This is a genomic window from Mycobacterium sp. 1482292.6, from assembly GCF_001672995.1.
GTDB classification, from domain to species: Bacteria; Actinomycetota; Actinomycetes; order Mycobacteriales; family Mycobacteriaceae; genus Mycobacterium; species Mycobacterium europaeum_A.
This window is the reverse complement of record NZ_LZKV01000200.1, coordinates 19,504-35,444: the sequence shown is the minus strand read 5'-3', so window position 1 is coordinate 35,444 and position 15,941 is coordinate 19,504. Positions and strand designations below refer to the sequence as shown.

Annotated in this window: 16 protein-coding genes and 1 pseudogene; 5 read left to right on the top strand and 12 right to left on the bottom strand. The window is 68.1% G+C overall.

The window, feature by feature from the left end:
* Positions 1-149, top strand: a pseudogene (locus tag A5624_RS29570) (hypothetical protein); the annotation flags it as partial.
* 18 nt (positions 150-167) lie between these two features.
* On the opposite strand, the gene A5624_RS19975 reads toward A5624_RS29570, so the two are convergent.
* The gene (locus tag A5624_RS19975; RefSeq protein ID WP_082990617.1) at positions 168-1,886 is read right to left on the bottom strand and encodes a 3-ketosteroid-delta-1-dehydrogenase; all 1,719 of its coding nucleotides are present in this window, start codon (positions 1,884-1,886) and stop codon (positions 168-170) included.
* 101 nt (positions 1,887-1,987) lie between these two features.
* On the opposite strand from A5624_RS19975, the gene A5624_RS19970 reads away from it, so the two are divergent.
* Both A5624_RS19970 and A5624_RS19965 read left to right on the top strand, forming a co-directional pair.
* Complete coding sequence (locus tag A5624_RS19970) at positions 1,988-3,109, top strand: Rieske 2Fe-2S domain-containing protein (RefSeq protein ID WP_066869885.1); 1,122 nt, start codon at positions 1,988-1,990, stop codon at positions 3,107-3,109.
* Positions 3,109-3,390: a ferredoxin gene (locus tag A5624_RS19965; RefSeq protein WP_066869881.1), complete on the top strand. Its 282-nt coding sequence runs from the start codon at positions 3,109-3,111 to the stop codon at positions 3,388-3,390. The genes A5624_RS19970 and A5624_RS19965 overlap by 1 nt, the downstream gene beginning before the upstream one ends.
* 16 nt (positions 3,391-3,406) lie before the next feature.
* On the opposite strand, the gene A5624_RS19960 is transcribed toward A5624_RS19965, so the two are convergent.
* The 9 genes from A5624_RS19960 to A5624_RS19920 form a co-directional block, all read right to left on the bottom strand.
* Positions 3,407-3,835 carry a nuclear transport factor 2 family protein gene (locus A5624_RS19960; protein ID WP_066869894.1) on the bottom strand — a complete coding sequence of 143 codons (429 nt, stop codon included), beginning with the start codon at positions 3,833-3,835 and terminating at the stop codon, positions 3,407-3,409.
* A gap of 16 nt (positions 3,836-3,851) precedes the next feature.
* On the bottom strand, positions 3,852-4,634 hold the full coding sequence (locus A5624_RS19955; RefSeq protein WP_066869878.1) for an SDR family NAD(P)-dependent oxidoreductase: 783 nt from the start codon (positions 4,632-4,634) through the stop codon (positions 3,852-3,854).
* A 17-nt stretch (positions 4,635-4,651) separates the two neighbouring features.
* Complete coding sequence (locus A5624_RS19950) at positions 4,652-5,728, bottom strand: hypothetical protein (RefSeq protein WP_066869875.1); 1,077 nt, start codon at positions 5,726-5,728, stop codon at positions 4,652-4,654.
* 44 nt (positions 5,729-5,772) lie between these two features.
* Positions 5,773-6,756, bottom strand: a complete 984-nt coding sequence (locus A5624_RS19945) for an alpha/beta hydrolase (RefSeq protein ID WP_066869872.1) — start codon at positions 6,754-6,756, stop codon at positions 5,773-5,775.
* Between the two features lie 12 nt (positions 6,757-6,768).
* On the bottom strand, positions 6,769-7,641 hold the full coding sequence (locus A5624_RS19940) for an SDR family oxidoreductase (RefSeq protein WP_066869869.1): 873 nt from the start codon (positions 7,639-7,641) through the stop codon (positions 6,769-6,771).
* A gap of 2 nt (positions 7,642-7,643) precedes the next feature.
* On the bottom strand, positions 7,644-8,123 hold the full coding sequence (locus A5624_RS19935) for a nuclear transport factor 2 family protein (protein WP_066869866.1): 480 nt from the start codon (positions 8,121-8,123) through the stop codon (positions 7,644-7,646).
* 70 nt (positions 8,124-8,193) lie between these two features.
* Positions 8,194-9,219 carry an acyl-CoA dehydrogenase family protein gene (locus A5624_RS19930; protein WP_066869863.1) on the bottom strand — a complete coding sequence of 342 codons (1,026 nt, stop codon included), beginning with the start codon at positions 9,217-9,219 and terminating at the stop codon, positions 8,194-8,196.
* Positions 9,216-10,361, bottom strand: a complete 1,146-nt coding sequence (locus tag A5624_RS19925; protein WP_066869860.1) for an acyl-CoA dehydrogenase family protein — start codon at positions 10,359-10,361, stop codon at positions 9,216-9,218. The genes A5624_RS19930 and A5624_RS19925 overlap by 4 nt, the downstream gene beginning before the upstream one ends.
* 34 nt (positions 10,362-10,395) lie before the next feature.
* On the bottom strand, positions 10,396-11,994 hold the full coding sequence (locus A5624_RS19920) for an acyl-CoA synthetase (protein ID WP_082990616.1): 1,599 nt from the start codon (positions 11,992-11,994) through the stop codon (positions 10,396-10,398).
* Positions 11,995-12,087: 93 nt separating this feature from the next.
* On the opposite strand from A5624_RS19920, the gene A5624_RS19915 reads away from it, so the two are divergent.
* Together A5624_RS19915 and A5624_RS19910 are read left to right on the top strand one after the other, a co-directional pair.
* Entirely contained in the window at positions 12,088-14,028 is a 1,941-nt protein-coding gene (locus tag A5624_RS19915) for an NAD(P)/FAD-dependent oxidoreductase (protein WP_066869854.1), read from the top strand.
* Positions 14,025-14,912 (top strand): SDR family NAD(P)-dependent oxidoreductase, encoded by an 888-nt coding sequence (locus A5624_RS19910; RefSeq protein ID WP_066869851.1) that lies wholly within the window; start codon positions 14,025-14,027, stop codon positions 14,910-14,912. The genes A5624_RS19915 and A5624_RS19910 overlap by 4 nt, the downstream gene beginning before the upstream one ends.
* Here A5624_RS19910 and A5624_RS19905 read toward each other — a convergent pair.
* On the bottom strand, positions 14,909-15,535 hold the full coding sequence (locus A5624_RS19905) for a Dabb family protein (protein ID WP_066869848.1): 627 nt from the start codon (positions 15,533-15,535) through the stop codon (positions 14,909-14,911). The two genes, A5624_RS19910 and A5624_RS19905, sit on opposite strands and share 4 nt — an antisense overlap.
* Entirely contained in the window at positions 15,528-15,875 is a 348-nt protein-coding gene (locus A5624_RS19900; protein ID WP_066869844.1) for a hypothetical protein, read from the bottom strand. The genes A5624_RS19905 and A5624_RS19900 overlap by 8 nt, the downstream gene beginning before the upstream one ends.
* Positions 15,876-15,941: the final 66 nt, after the last annotated feature.

Genomic DNA, 15,941 nt, shown 5'->3' with positions numbered 1-15,941 from the left:
CCACCCGCAAAAACACCCACGGCGACACCCAATGGAAACCACCCCCACACCTCGACACCGGCCAACCCCGCACCAACTCCTTCCACCACCCCGAAAAGCTCCTGCGCGACGGAGACGACGACGAGGACGCCAGCCCGGGGTCGGAATGACCGCCGCACACGATGCGACTAGACCTGGTGGCCACCTGCCGCCCTGGCCGCCTCCCTGGCTGCGATGTAGCCATACACCAGCCCCTGCGCGATCGTCGCGCCGGCGCCCGGGTACGTCGTGCCGAACGCGTTGGCGGCGGTATTGCCGATGGCATACAACCCGGCGATCGCCGCGCCGTCCTCGCGCACTACCCGCGCCCGCTCATCGGTCTTCAGTCCACCGCAGGTGCCCAGATCGGACAGCACCATCTTCGCCGCGTAGAACGGGCCGTTGACCAACGGCCGCAGGTTCGGGTTCGGCTTCACGGTCGGGTCGCCGTAGTAGCGGTCGTAGGCGCTGCGACCGCGGCCGAAGTCGGGATCCGCACCGGCAGCGGCGTTTTGGTTGAAGCGGGTCATGGTCGCAAAGAACTCCGACACCTCAACACCCATCCGGGCGCCCAGGTCGGTGAGGTTGTCCGCGCGCACCGCGATGCCGGCGTCATACCACGTCTGCGGGATGCGCATCCGCGGAAAGAGTTCGGCGCCAAAGACGTAACTGTTGCGGTATTGCTGGTCGAAGACGATCCACATCGCCTCCACCGGGCTGCCCGAGCGCTCCAGCTGCAGCAATCGCTGCCCGAACGACATGTAGTCCGTCGCCTCGTTGGCGAACCGGCGCCCACGCTGATCCACGATCAGGCAGCCCGGCAGCGATCGCTCGGCCAGCATCACCGCCGGCGCCTTGCCGGGCAGCGGCGCGACGGCGGGGAACCACCACGCTTGGTCCATCAGGTCGATGCCGGCGCCGATTTCCTGTCCCGCGCGGATCCCGTCGCCGGTGTTGGCGGCGGCGCCGAGGCTGAGGTTGGCGCCCAACGATTCCGATTGGAATTTCCAGCGCATGTCCATGCTGTGGTCGAAACCGCCGGTCGCCAGCACCACGCCGCGCCGCGCGGTGATCGTCACCTCGCGCCCGTCATGCTCGACGACGGCGCCGGTCACGCGGTCGCCCTCGCGGGCGAGGCGCGCCAGCGCGGTGCCGGTCCACACCGGGATGCCGGCGCGCAGCACCCCGGTGAACAACCCGGCCATCAGGCCCTGTCCGCCCGCGGCGTAGCGCCGGCCCAGCAGGCGGCCGCCCACGCCCTGCGCCAGTCGCTTGCCGTAGGTGGGAATTCCCTTGCGCGGCATGCGGGCCACCAGGTTCATCCAGCGGTAGTCGGCGCCCGTCGTCGGCATCGGGACGGTGACCTCCATCAGGCCGGGCTCCAGCCGGGTGCGGTAGTCGCCGAGCTGCGAGGTGTCGAAGGGGCGGCATTCGCACGTGCGGCCGGCGGCGCTGCCGCCCGGTTCCTCGGGGTGGTAGTCGGAATAGTCGCGGGCCCAGAACAGCCGCAGCGGAGTGGTGCGGCGCAGCATGTCCACGGTCGCCGCCACGTGCTCGACGAACGCGGCGGACCGCTGCGGGGGCGCGGACCCCGCGACCACCGCGTCCAGGTAGGCGCCGGCGCGCTCGGCGGTGTCACCGGCGTTCGCCTGCGTCAGCACCGGGCTGGCCGGCAGCCACAGCGCGCCACCCGAACGGGCGGTCGAGCCGCCCACGTGCGTGGATTTCTCCACGATCAGCACCGACAGCCCCAATTCGTGGGCTGCCAGCGCCGCGGCCATGCCCGTGCCGGAGCCGACGACGAGCAGGTCGACGCAGGTGTCGGCCACGGGAAGCCCGGCGGGAATCGTCGCGCTGTGCGTCCTCACGCCCGCAACGGTAGGTCGCAACCTCGCCCGGCGGGCCGAGCCATCCTGATCAGTGGAACAAGGGGTCCCGCGGGCGGGCCGCGGCGAGTTTAATCAGCCCTATGACGTCGCAAACCGAGGCCGACGAAGTCCGCCTGATCGAAGCGCAGGCCGCCCCGACGCGGTTCGCCCGCGGCTGGCACTGCCTGGGCCTGCTGAGGGATTTCGGGGACGGCAAGCCCCACGCGATCAACGCCTTCGGGCAAAAACTCGTCGTCTTCCGCAGCGCAGACGGCGCCATCAACGTGCTCGACAGCTACTGCCGGCACATGGGCGGCGACCTGTCCCAGGGCGAGGTCAAGGGCGACGAGATCGCCTGCCCGTTCCACGACTGGCGGTGGGGCGGCGACGGGCGCTGCAAGCAGGTGCCCTACAGCCGGCGCACCCCGAAACTGGCCCGCACGCAAGCCTGGACCACGCTGGAGCAGGACGGCATGTTGTTCGTCTGGAACGACCCGGAGCGCAAACCGCCGCCGCCGGAGGTGACGATCCCGCGCATCGAGGGCGCCACCAGCGACCAGTGGACCGACTGGCACTGGTACACCACGGTGGTGGGGAGCAATTGCCGCGAGATCATCGACAACGTCGTCGATATGGCGCATTTCTTCTACATTCACGGCTCGTTGCCGACGTACTTCAAGAACATCTTCGAGGGCCATGTGGCCACGCAGTACATGAACGGCGGAAGCCGGCCCGACATGGGTGGCACCGGATCGCAGATGCTGGGCACGACGTCCGTGGCGTCCTACTACGGCCCCTCGTTCATGATCGACGACCTGACCTATCACTACGAGCATGGCGACGCCAAGACCATCCTCATCAACTGCCACTACCCGATCGACTCGAATTCCTTTGTGCTGCAATACGGCATCATCGTCAAGAAGTCGGACACGCTGCCCGACGATCAGGCCATGCAGACCGCGATCACCCTTGGCGACTACGTCAAGCTCGGCTTCGAGCAGGACGTCGAGATCTGGCGGCACAAGGCCCGCATCGACAACCCGCTGCTGGTCGAAGAGGACGGTCCGGTCTATCAGCTGCGCCGCTGGTATCAGCAGTTCTACGTCGACGCCGCCGACGTGCAGCCAGACATGGTGGACCGCTTCGAGTTCGAGCTCGACACCACCCGCCCCTACGAGGCGTGGATGAAAGAGGTCGAGGCCAACATGGCGGCCCAGGCCTGATGTCTGCGGAACCGTCTCTGCGCGAGGACAATCGACTCGACCAGATGCCGATGGCGCCGGTGACGTGCCGCAACTGCGGTGCGCGGGTGCTGGCCCGCAAGAGCAGCTGGAACCAGACCAGCGTGCAGTGGGACGCGGGTGCTTCGGCGCGCTGCACCGAGCGCCGCGACGCCGACCGCCTGGCCGGCCATCACCGCGGGCCGTTCCTGGCCTGTGACGCGCTGCGGGAGTCGATCCAGTTCGCGGTGGCTACGGGAGAATTGGCGATCGTCGACGCCTGAGTGTCGGCGGCGGCCGTCACGCACCGAACACGTCGAGTGTTCCGACGTAAGCGCGGTTGGCCTTGATCCGTTTCGTCAAACACCACGATCCGTCCGGGCGGCGCCGCCACGTGTCGTGGTAGTCGCCGATGGTGTAGAACCGCGTCGTCGAATCAGCCGTCGCGTCCAGGTGCACATCGCGGACATAGGCGCGACTGGCCGCGGTGTCTCCTGTGACGTCGACGATGACGTTGCCCAAGAAATGTTGGGTGGGCCCGCACTTGTCGAGGAACTCGCGAATCAATCCGATGATCGCCGCGCGTCCTTGTAGCCGTCCCGTCCCGAGATCCCCTTGCGCATCCTCGGCGAGGATTTCGGCCATGACCGCCCAATCGCGGTCGTCCATGGCCCGGGCGAACCGGATCAGCGCGCGTTGCACGTCGCGCTCGTCGCATAGGTCCTGCAATCGATCAGCAACCATGTCAGGCGTGCGCGCCGCCGTCGACGCGAATCTCCGTGCCGGTGATGAACGCACCGTCGTCGGAGGCCACCATCGCGATCACCGACGCCACCGCGCTTGCGTCGCCGAGTATTTCGCTGTCTTTGCCGTGCAGCAGCGGAGTTTGCTTGGCCCACAGGCCGAGGTCATACCCCTGGGGCATCTTGTCCAGCGTGCTGTTGGCCAGTGCCGTCGAGACGCCGCCCGGTTGGATGTTGACCGCGCGCAGCCCCCGCTTGGAGTACTCCAGCGCCAGCGAGTGCGTGAAACTCAGGATGCCGCCCTTGCTGGCGGCGTAGGCGGCCATGTAGGGATGGGCGAACGATGCCGCGGTGGAGGTGAAGTTCACCACCACGCCGCGCCCGGATTCAAGCAGCGCCGGTAGCGCCTGACGGGTCATCAGGAACGTGCCGGTCAGATTGACCGCCAGCGTCCGGTTCCAATCGGCCAGGGTGGTCTCATGAGTGTGCGAACAGGTCTGCACGGCAGCGACATTCACCAGTACCTCGAGGCCGCCCAAGTCGGCCACCGCGGTATCGACGGCGGCGATGACGTCCTCCTCGACCGAGATGTCCAGAACGGCGGTGGTGAGGCGATTGCCGCTGCCCGCGTCGTCGGCGGCCGCCGCCGTGCGGGTCAACCCGTCCGCGGCGATGTCGTAGGCCACGACGGTGGCCCCCTCGTCGAGCAGGCGCGCCACCGTGGCCTGCCCGATGCCGGAGCCGGCGCCCGTGACGATGACCCGCCGATCGGCGAAACGATCCATCAGTGCGGCCCTTTTCGTCATGCCGGCTGGAAGGCGCTGACCGGGGCGTCCTCCGGGTACACGGCAGGGCCGCCCAGGTCGTAGGCGGCGTTGAGCGCGCTGATGAACGCCGGATCGTGCAGCGGTTCGCTGGGGATGTCGAGCGTGACGCCCTTGGTCTTGAGGTCGTCGACCATGATGTCGATGGCCTTCGCGACGGTCAGGTCATCCGAACCGTCCATGTTCTTTTTCAGCTCGTCGTAGTCGGCGAACACTTCGGCCGACCAGTGCACCAGGAACCGGAGTTCGTCGGTGTGATGCCGGGCGATCACGTCCGCGCCGTTCTTCAGCAACCAATGCTCGCGGCTGGCGGGGTCCCCGGCGAACACGGTGTCGAAGCCCAGGCCTGCCGGAACCTGTTGATCCAGAGGGCCATTCGCCTCACCACGGTGCACCATCATCTCGTTTTGCACCACCACGCCGCGGTTGTTGATCGGGGGCAGGATGCGTTGCGGCGCTTTGAGCGGTCCGTGCGGCCAGTACGTGAAGCCGCTGCCGGCGTCGAGGGAGAACCAGGTGATGACCTGTGCCATCTTGATCAGGTAGTCGCCGAACAGACCCGACTTACCCATGACGCTGGTCAGCCATGTCGGGGCGTTTTCGTGGCGCACGCCGCGGAAGCTCGGCGAATCCAGGTGGCCGGGATCGCGGTTGGCGCACGGGCCATTGATGTTGAACAGCATCAACTGTGGCTTGGCGTATTCGGCGTTCCAGTAGCTCTTGGCCATCTCCAGGAACCGCTCGTTGTAGAAGCAGTCGTGCAGTTGCGGGTAGAGCACCGCGCCGTAGTTGGCGAGGTAACCGCGGAACGTCGGCGTCAGGAACAAATCGAGCGAGGGGGTGAACCCTTCGGGAAACATGCCGCTCATCGTCGCCATCAACTCGTCGGCCGACGCGAAGTGCTGGGCGATGATCAGTCGCCAGGGGCCTTCGGTGCGCACCACGTCGAGTAGGCGCTCACGCTGGTCGTCGGTGTACACGTTGTCGATCTCGCGGGGCGGCGCCGCCGGCCGCAACACGTCGGAAAGCTCCATCCGGCGCTCGTCGGTGAGCATCAGCTGTCTCCTTTACGGTCAGGGTCGGTTGATTGTGCGCAGCGCTATCGCGATGCGGCGGACCGCTGTCCGGTGATCGGGACGTCAAACCGAAGCGGATTCGCGAACTTGGCCCGCAGCAGCGCTCCGATCTCCGCGACGGCCAGCCGGCCCCGCGCGGTCGCGTCCGAGCGCATCAGAAAGCCGTGGTACATGCCGGGATAACGAGTGACGGTGGTCTGCACGCCGGCGTCGCGGAGCCGGTCCGCGTAGCGCTCACCCCAGTCCCGGATGGGGTCGCAGCCTCCGGTGACCACGATCGCCGGCGGTAGGCCCGAGAGGTCGGCCGCATACGCCGGGACCAGATACGGGTCGGTGGGCGGCCCGGCACCGGCGTCGACCAGCTCGTGCATGTAGTCGATGTCGTCGCGGGTGAGCAGCGGCGCGTCGGGCATCGAAGTGACTGAGGCAACGGTCATGTCGCGGTCCAAGCCGGGATACAGCAGCGCCTGCGCGCAGATGGGCGGTCCGTGGCGATCGCGCGCGGCCAAGGCGACCGCCGCCGCGAGCGAGCCACCGGCACTGTCGCCGATCACCGCGAGCCGGTCGGCGTCGACGCGCAATTCGCCGGCGTTGCGCGACACCCACTCGGTGGCGGCGTAGGCGTCGTCGAACTGCGCGGGCGGCGCTGCCTCCGGGGCCAGCCGGTAGTCCACGGCCACGACGGTGGCCGCTGACGCCGCGCCGAGCTCACGCGCCAGCGGCTCGAACGAGTGGTTGGATCCCATCACCAGTCCGCCCCCGTGCAGATACACCAAGACCGGCGCGTCGGAATCCGTTGTGGGACGGTAGATCCGGACCGGGATGCCACCGGCGGCGTCCGGCGCGAGCGTCTCGGTGACGCCGGCCATCTCGGGCATCGTCTCGGGCAGCGGCGCGGACTCCAGCCCGGCACGCACCGCCGCCAGACCCCGTTGCCGCATCGAAGCGATCTCGCCGAACGAGGCGACCCGGGCGGCCGCGTCGGGATCCAGCGCATAGCAGGTCATGTCGTCGTCACGTCAGGGCGCCTCGGTGCTGAACCGCGTCTCGGTTCGCAGTCGTGGGGGCCGTTGCGCGGAAAGTACGTTGGCCCGCTCGGCCATCGCCGCACCGACGCTGTCCGGATGGGTGTGCAGATAGAACCGGCCCTGCGCGGATTGCCGAAAGATCGCCTCGGCGGCCTCCAGCGGATCCATGGACGCGGCCTTGATGCCGAGCATGCTCGACCGGTGGGTTTCGGCGGCGGCCGCGTCACTGGCCGCCCCCGGATCGACGCCGCCGGCGGACTCGAAGATGTTGGAGCGCACCGGCCCGGGCAGCACGGCCTGGACCTGAATGTGATGGTCGTGTCCGGTGGCCTGCACCTCGAGATGCAGGCACTCGGTCAAGGACAGCACCGCGTGCTTGCTCACGATGTAGGGCGCCTGCAGCGGCATCGCCACCACCGCGCCCACCGATGCGATGTTCCACACCCAGGCCTGCTCGTCGGTGGCCATCATCTTGGGCAGAAACGCGCGCACGCCGTAGAAGACACCGCTGACGTTGACGTCCATCACGCGCTGCCAGTGGGTCACCGGGGTGTCCCACAGGTAGCCGAACTGTTCGATGCCCGCGTTGTTCACCAGCAGGCGCACCGGACCGACGTCGCGATAGGTGCGGTCGGCGAGGTCCTGCACGGCGCCGGGATCGCGCACGTCGCAGATGACGTCGTGGGCCGCGCCACCTCCCGCGGACAGTTCGTCGCGCAGCGCGGCGACGGCGTTCCCGTCGATGTCGGCCAGCACCACCGTCATGCCCAGCCGGCGGGCGTACCGGGCCAGGCCGGCGCCGATACCGGATCCGGCGCCGGTGATCACCGCGATTCCGCCCCCGAAGGCCTGCTGTGCGTTCATTGCTATGAGCCGGTGCGGCTTTCGGCGTGCAGTTCCGCGAGGAGCACCGAGTTGGTGGCGTCCAGAATCACGTCCATCTCGCTGAACTGAAGCCCGTCGGCGCCGCGCCGGACGCCGACGTTGACCACCCCGCTGGACACCGCGAACGGCACGAAGTCGGCGATCTGGTTGACGAAGATGTAGAACCGGGCGCGGGTGACATCCCCGTCAGAGCCGGTGCGGTGCAGGTTGGTGGCGTGGTGGCGCAACGGGTACGGGCTCTGCTTGCGGTGCTCCGACAGCCATTCCAGCACCGCGTCGCGACCGGTGAGCTCCGGTGACATCAGTTCTTCGAAAGGGCTTGCGCCGGAATCGCTTCGGGTCAGGTAGCGCACGTCCTCGGCGTAGCTCGCCGCCAGCGCGTCGTAGTCGGCCTCGTCGTAGTGGTACCAGAAGGACGCGATGAACTCCTGCAATTCCGGCAGCGTGATGTCGTTGCTCATGGCGTCAGTCAACTCCGGGATGCCCTCGCCGACACCTCGGATGCCCGGTCAGTGGAACACGGTGTGGGGTTCAGCCGGTGATGAGGCCCCACAGGTCACCGGCGCTCGCGTACAGCGCGGCGTCGGTGACCTGTTCGTCCCAATACCGCAGCGAGCCGAACTCCGAACGCCAGGCCAGCGCCGCCCGGGTGAATTCGTGCAGGCGGTGCTCACGGGTGGTGCCGATCGCACCGTGTACCTGGTGGGCGTTGCGCACCACCACCGACGTCGCGTGGCCGGCGCACGACCGCGCCGCGGCGACAAGGAAATTCAGGTCGGGTGTCGACCATGCACCGACGACCGCGGCGTGCAGCGCGGCCTCGGTCGCCGCTCGGGCGAGCGCGGCCTCCGCGGCGATATCGGCGATGAGGTTCTGCACGGCCTGGAATTTGGACAGGGGGCGGCCGAACTGGACCCGTGCCCTCACGTGCTCGACGCACATCTGCAGGATCCGGTCCAAGGCGGCACTGACTTGGATGGACCGCACCAGGGCGCCTTTCAGCCGCAGCTGGGTGAGCGCGGCCGCGGTGACGGGGACGCCTTGCAGGCTCGCCGGGTCGGCGACCACCGTGTCGCGAGGCTCGCCGATCAGGTTGGTGCCCGGGGTGATCGTGAGTCGGCCGGCGGCGACGTCGGCGACGTGGCGTCCACCCTCGGCTCGCCAGACGACCACGATCCGGTCGGCCGAGGCGGCCCACGGCACCTCGGTCGCGCCGCCCTGGTTGTCGAGCACACACACGGTCCGAACCGCGCCGTCGGTGGGTATTCCGCTGGTTTCCAGCAGCCAGCATGCTAATAAATCGTGTTCTGCCAACGGGATTCGGACACCGTGCTCAACCGCCGCGGCCAGGAGTTCGGCCGCTTCATACCAGCCGGCCCCGCTGCCGCCGCGCTGCTCAGGACCGGTCAGGCGCACCAGGCCGAGCTCGTCGAGGTGCCGCCACAGGTCCGGATCCCGCCGGATCGGTGTGGTGGGCGGATGCTTGTCACGATGACCGGCGAAGACCGCGCGCATCATGTCGACGAGTGCCCCGTCGACCGGCGGCCCGGCGCTCATCGCATGCCCAATCCGCGCGCGATGACGCCGCGCAGGATCTCGTTGGTGCCGCCGCGCAGCGTGAAGCCGGGCCGCTGATCCACGGACTGGCGTGCCAGGTGGGCGTACAGCGGATCGGGGGAGTCCAGCGAATCCGCGAATTCCGCGATGTCGCCTTCGGTGACGGTGCCCAGCACCTTGACCACGGCGGCGGGTAGGTCCGCGGGCTCGTGTCGTTCCAGCGCACCGGCCACCGCGGTGGACATCTGATGCAGGCCGGCAACGCGCGCCACCAGTCGCCCCAGGTCCGGATCGCGGGGAATGGTGTTGGCCGCCATGCGATCCGCGCAGGCCGCCAGCAGGACAAACGTGGAAAGGAACCGCTCGGGTCCGCTGCGTTCGAAGGCGAGCTCGGAGGTCACCTGCTGCCAGCCGTTGCCGATCTCACCGAACACCATGGCGTCGGGGACGAACGCCGAATCCAGGACGACTTCGTTGAAGTGGTGGGCGCCGTTCATCGATACGATCGGCCGGATCTCGATGCCGGGCTCGCGCAGGTCGACGATGAACTGGCTCAGTCCGGCGTGCCGATGCGCCGGGTCCACCGGCGCGGTGCGTGCCAGCACGATGAACGCGTGCGCGAGGTGGGCGCCCGAAGTCCAGACCTTCGTGCCGGTCAGTGACCAGCCGCCGTCGACGCGGGTCGCGCGGGTGCGCACGCTGGCCAGATCGGAGCCCGAGTCCGGCTCACTCATCCCGATGGCGAAGTAGCACTCGCCGCGCACGATGCGGGGCAGGAACTTTCGCTTCTGTTCTTCGGTGCCGTATTTGAGCAGCGAGGGCACGATCTGGCGGTCGGCGATCCAGTGCGCGGCCACCGGCGCGCCCGCCGCGAGCAGTTCCCCGGTGACGACGAATCGCTCGATGAAAGAGCGCCCGTGGCCGCCGTATTCGGGCGGCACCGTCATGCCCAGCCAGCCACGCCCGGCGAGCGCGGCGGTGAAGGTCTCGTCCCACCCCGTCAGCCAGGCATCGACCGACGGGGTGAACGCGCCCGCCGCCAGTTGATCGGCGAGGAAGTCGCGCACCTCGTCGCGCAACTCTTCGGTCGTAGCGGCGTCGGTGCTGGCGGGTGGCACCAGACGCGGCAGAGGTGAGCTCATGTGGGCAACTGTAGTGAGCAGCGCTGCTTCGAGATCAACTGAACGCGTGCTGCTCGACACCGAAGCGCTCCCGCAGCAGCCGTTTGAGCAGTTTTCCGCTGGGGTTCTTGGGCAGCGCATCCACCAAGAAGACACGTTTGGGTGCCTTGAATCCGGCCAGGTGGGCGCGACAGTGAGACAACAGTTCGTCCTCGGTGAGGGTGGTGCCGTCGCGCGGAACGACGGCGGCCGCCACCGCCTCCACCCACACCGGGTGGGGCAGGCCGAACACGGCGACCTCGTGGACTCCGTTGTGGCGGTACAAAACTTCCTCGACCTCGCGGCTGGCCACGTTCTCGCCACCGGTCTTGATCATGTCCTTCTTGCGGTCGACGACGTGCAGCAGTCCGTGTTCGTCGTAGTAGCCGAGGTCACCGGAGTGGAACCAGCCGCCCTTGAACGCCGCCGCGGTGCGTTCCGGGTCGTTGAGGTAGCCCGACGTCAAATGCGGGCTGCGGTGGGCGATCTCGCCGACCACCCCGGCGGGGAGGGGGTTGTCGTCGTCGTCGAGGATCACCGTTTCCACGTTGAGCACCGGCCGACCGGCCGATCCGCCGTGGGCATCCTGCTCGTCGGGACCCAAAGCGCAGGCCAGCGGGGCCATCTCGGTCTGGCCGTAGAAGTTCCACAGCCGCAGGTTGGGCAGCCGCTCGCGGATCTCGCGCAGGATTTCCGCGGGCATCGCCGAGGCGCCGTAGTAGCCCTTGCGCAGGCTGGACAGGTCCACCCGGTCGAAGACCGGTGAGCGCAGCAGCGAGATCCACACGGTCGGGGGAGCGAAATAGTTGGTGACGCGGTAGCGCTCGATCGTGCGCAGCACCGCTTCGGGATCGGGGCGCGGCAGGATGATGCTGGTCGCGCCCAGGTAGACATCCGTGGCCAGGAAGTTGTCCAGCTGAGCACAGTGATACAGCGGCAGCGAATGGATTTCGACGTCGTCGTGCGACATTTCGCCGGCGACGATCGTGCTGACGTACTGCCACATCAGGCTGCGGCTGGTGTGGATGGCGGCCTTGGGGCGCGATTCGGTGCCGCTGGTGTACATCAGCCGCACGGGCTGGTCGTCGTCGATGTGCGGGTTCGGGACCGGTGCGTCGGTCGTCAGCCACTGGGCGAAGTCCGCCCACCCGGGCACGCCCTCGTGTCCCTTTGGTAGCAGCGCGACTCGGGCCCTGACCACTCCGCCGCGCCGGATCGCCTGTTCGGCGGTCGGCGTCAGATCTGCTTCGACGACCAAGCCGCCGACCCGACTGTGCTCGAGGATGTAGGCGATCTCCTCGGCGGTCAGCATGAAGTTGATCGGGACCAAGACCACTCCCGCGCGCGCCGTCGCGAACGCCAGCACGGCGTACTGCCAGCAGTTGCGGGACAAGAGGCCTAATCGGCTCCCGGGCCCAAAACCGCTGTCGTGCAACGCCGCCGCGGTCCGGTCCACCAGGCCGTCGAATTCGGCGAAGGTCAGCACGACGTCGTCGTCGATGATCGCGATCTTGTGCGGGTGCCGGCGGGCCGATCGCCGGGGAATATCGCCGAGGCCGTGGCTACGTGCCCGTTCGATCATGACGTCGAGGTCATCGGACTGCATGCCGGTCACGGTAAGCGTCAACGCCCGCAACCGGGTCGTCCACGTCCCGCTGAGTAGGCAGGGGCCTCCCAAGCGGGCTGGACCGCACCGATACTCGCTGGCATGAGCACTGGTGTCCCCGTCACGACCGAGAACGCCGGATTGGCGGGCTCCGATCCCCACGACGTCGGCGAGTTGCGGGCCAACCTGCGTCAGGCCGATCCAGGGGTGCTCGTCGCCGTGTTGGCGCAGCTGACCGGGGACCCGACCGTCGCCGCTCGGTTCGGGCCGAAAATCACCCATGTGCCCAACCCGCCGGAGCAGGCGGGCGCCACCGATCCGGAGACGGCCGCTCGGCTCATCGACGAGATCGTCACCGCACTGGGGGCACCGCGCCGAGCGGGCGCGCTACCCGCCGACGACCTCGACCTGTTCGCTCGCGTGGCGCCCATCGCGCTGGGCGGAGAAGTCGGCCCGGAGTATCTCGGACTGCTCCTCGAGCAGAGCGGATTCCAGCCCTCCCAACCGGTACTGCCGCGCACCGCGAAACTTCCGGCGGGTTTCCGGGTCGTCATCATCGGCGCGGGCATCGCCGGTATCACCGCGGCGCTCGCCTGCGCGGACGCCGGCATCGAGTACCAGATCATCGAGCGAAACGACGAGGTGGGCGGCACCTGGTACACCACCAGGTATCCCGGAATCGGGGTGGATACGCCCTCGGCGTATTACTCGCTGTCGCGCGACATCAACGGCGACTGGTCGAGCTATTACCCGCAGGGTGCGGAATATCAGGCCTACCTGGTATCGGTGGCGAACAAGAACGACCTGCGCAAGCACATCCGATTCGGCACCGTGGTCGAAGCGTTGCGGTGGGAGGAGCGACGACGGCAATGGCAGATTCACTCCGTCGGCCCGGACGGAACACGCGACGTCGATTATGCGAACGTGGTGATTCCGGCCGCCGGCTATCTCAATCGGCCGCGCTGGCCGGATCTGGCTGGGCGCGAGACGTTTTCGGGGGTCTCCATCCATTCCGCGCAGTGGGACCCGGCGCTGGATCTCGCGGGTAAGCGGGTCGCGATCATCGGAGCCGGTTGCACCGCGGTCCAGATCGTCGATGCCTGCGTGGACCGGGTCGCGCACCTGACGGTGTTCCAACGCCAGCCGCACTGGGTCGCACCGCGGCGGCGGGCCTCCGACGACGTCCCCGCCCACCAGCGCTGGCTGTGCACCCGACTGCCGTACTACGCCAACTGGATTCGGCTCAAGTCCTACTGGGGAACATCGGACAACAACTATCCGGTCATCCTGCATGATCCGCAGTGGGCGGCCGAACACCTGTCGATTTCGCCGGCCAACGACGTGTTGCTGCAGATGTGTCTGGATTACATCGATCGCGTGTTCGGCGCGGACAGCGACCTCGCCCGCAAGGTCACGCCCGACTTCGCCCCCTACGGCAAACGGATCATCCGCGATCCCGGCGGCTACTACGCGGCGCTGGCCCGCGAGCACGTGGACGTCGAGGCCGGCGAACCGGCCCGGGTCAACGAGGCCGGAATCGTCACGGCCGACGGTCGGCAACTCGACCTGGACGTCATCGTCTACGCCACCGGCTACCACCTGGATTTCCTTTCCACCGTGGATATCCGGGGCCGCGAGGGCAAAAAGCTGACCGACGAGTGGGGCAACGCCCCCCGGGCCTATCGGGGCGGGATGGTGCCCGGATTCCCGAATTTGTTCATCTCGTCTGCCCCTAACTACAGCCCGGGACACGGCGCCGGCCACAACTTCGGTGTCGAGGTGATGGTGCATTACGTGATGGAATGCCTGCAGTTGATGGCGCTGCGGCAGGCCTCCGCCGTGGAGGTGACGCGGCGCGCCTACGAGAGCTACGTCGCGAGCGTCGATGCGGCCATGGCGGGCACCGTGTGGTGCCACACCCCGTCGGCGCACACCTACTATCGCTCGGGTGGAGGCCGGATCGTGACCGCCTTCCCATACCGCCTCGTCGACTTCTGGCGCGACCACCGTGCGCCGATCGAAGCGGATCTCGAGCTGCGATGAGTGGTTTGCTCTGTGGCAAAACGGCTTTGGTGACCGGCAGTAGCCGCGGTATAGGCCGCGCGATCGCACAGCGCCTCGCCGCCGAGGGTGCCACGGTGGCGGTGACCGCACGATCGCACTCGCCGTCGCCCTCGACCCGGGCCGCCTCCACCACCGCCCTGCCCGGCACCATCGGTGAAACGGTGGCGGCAATCGAGGCCGCCGGCGGCTCGGCGTTTGCCGTCGCGGCCGACCTCGAGGACGCCGGGCAGCGTGACGGTTTGGTCGATGCGGTTCTGGACCGCACGGGTCGCATCGACATCCTGGTCAACAACGCCGGTTTCGCCGACTATGCGGTGGTCGAGGAGATGAGCTTGGAAACGTTCGATCGCACCGTCGACCACTACCTTCGCATTCCGTTCGCACTGACGAAATCGGTTGTGCCGCAGATGCGTAAGCTTGGAGCGGGCTGGGTCGTCAACATCGGGTCGGTCACCGGCGTGGCCCCGGTGCGGCCGTACCGGGAATACAACAAGACGTCTGGTGACGTCGTCTACGCCTCGATGAAGGCCGCCCTGCACCGGTTCACCCAGGGGGTGGCCGCCGAGCTGCTGGACGCCAACATCGCCGTGAATTGCGTCGGACCGTCGACGGCGGTCCGCACACCCGGTGCCGCGCAACTGATCCCGGATTCGTTCCCTACCGAACCGGTCGAGTATTTGGCCGAGACCGTGCTGGCGATGTGCCACTTGCCCGCCGCGACCCGCACGGGGTTGGTCGCGTTCAGCCTGCACTATCCCTGGTCGCAGCGGCTACCGGTGCACAGCCTGGACGGCGCGCAGGTGTTGCCGCCGTTAGAGCCGCCGGCGACCGCCAATCCGAACATCCTTCCCGCCGGGGTCTAGATCAGAATCGGGTCGGCGATGGGGCAGAAGCTGTGACAAACCCGGTCCCGGACGATCACGTCGGTGGTCTCGGGGTCGAACCAGCGGTCCACCACCGCCCAGTGCACAGGGTGCATCAGGTAAGGACCCATCACCGCCTCGACGTCGGCGAACTCCTGCTCGAACACGTGTGTCCAGCAAGACGCTCCGTGCGAGGCGGATACCCGGCTCAGCTGCCAGGCACGGATCACCGGTAGATAGCGCGGCATCGAAGACAGCTCGCGCTCGAATTGGGCGAGGGTGGCATCGGGTGTGTCCGGCTGCACGCGCAGCAGCAGCGCCCGGTAGACCGTGCCACCCTGCTCGCCGCAGCGGGTGGGCGTGCCCCCGTAGTCGACGCCGTTGACCCGACCCACCGCGGGATCGGCCAGCACGCTAGCGAAAGCCTCTGTTGCGCAGTCACATTGGTCTTCGGTCGCGAATCGCAGATGCACCAGGATGTCGCCTCCGTTGCGCGAGCCGGGCAGTGTCGGTTGCACCACCGAGCGCAGCGGCGTCGTCGCACGGGCGGCCGTGCGCAGCGCTTCGAGGATCCGGTCGCGATCGGCCTCGGCGACGTCGATCAGTCGCGTGAGGTTATACATCGCACAGCCCGTCGACGTCGTCGGCCCTCGCGGCGCAGGTCCGGGACCGCTCGGTGACCAATTCGTCGATGCGCGACCACCATTCGCCCAGCGTTGGATCCGGCCGGCCTTTCCACGTCATCTCCCACCATGCCCGGGCGCTGGGCAGGGTCCAGGTCGCCGTGATGACGTTGGCGTCGTCGTCGAACCAGATCGGCGGGCTCACCAGGATGTCGCGCAGCGTCATCCCCCGTGCCCGCGCGCCGGGGGCGTAGTCGGCGAGGTAGGCGTCGACGAATCGGCGAGCGCATCCGGGCCGGGTCACTACCCGGTCGATCACGAAGACTTCGCCGTCGGCCATGAGCCGACCGTATGACACCCGGGGGACGCAGCGGGGCCGGCTCCCGACCACCGGGAACCTCCGGTC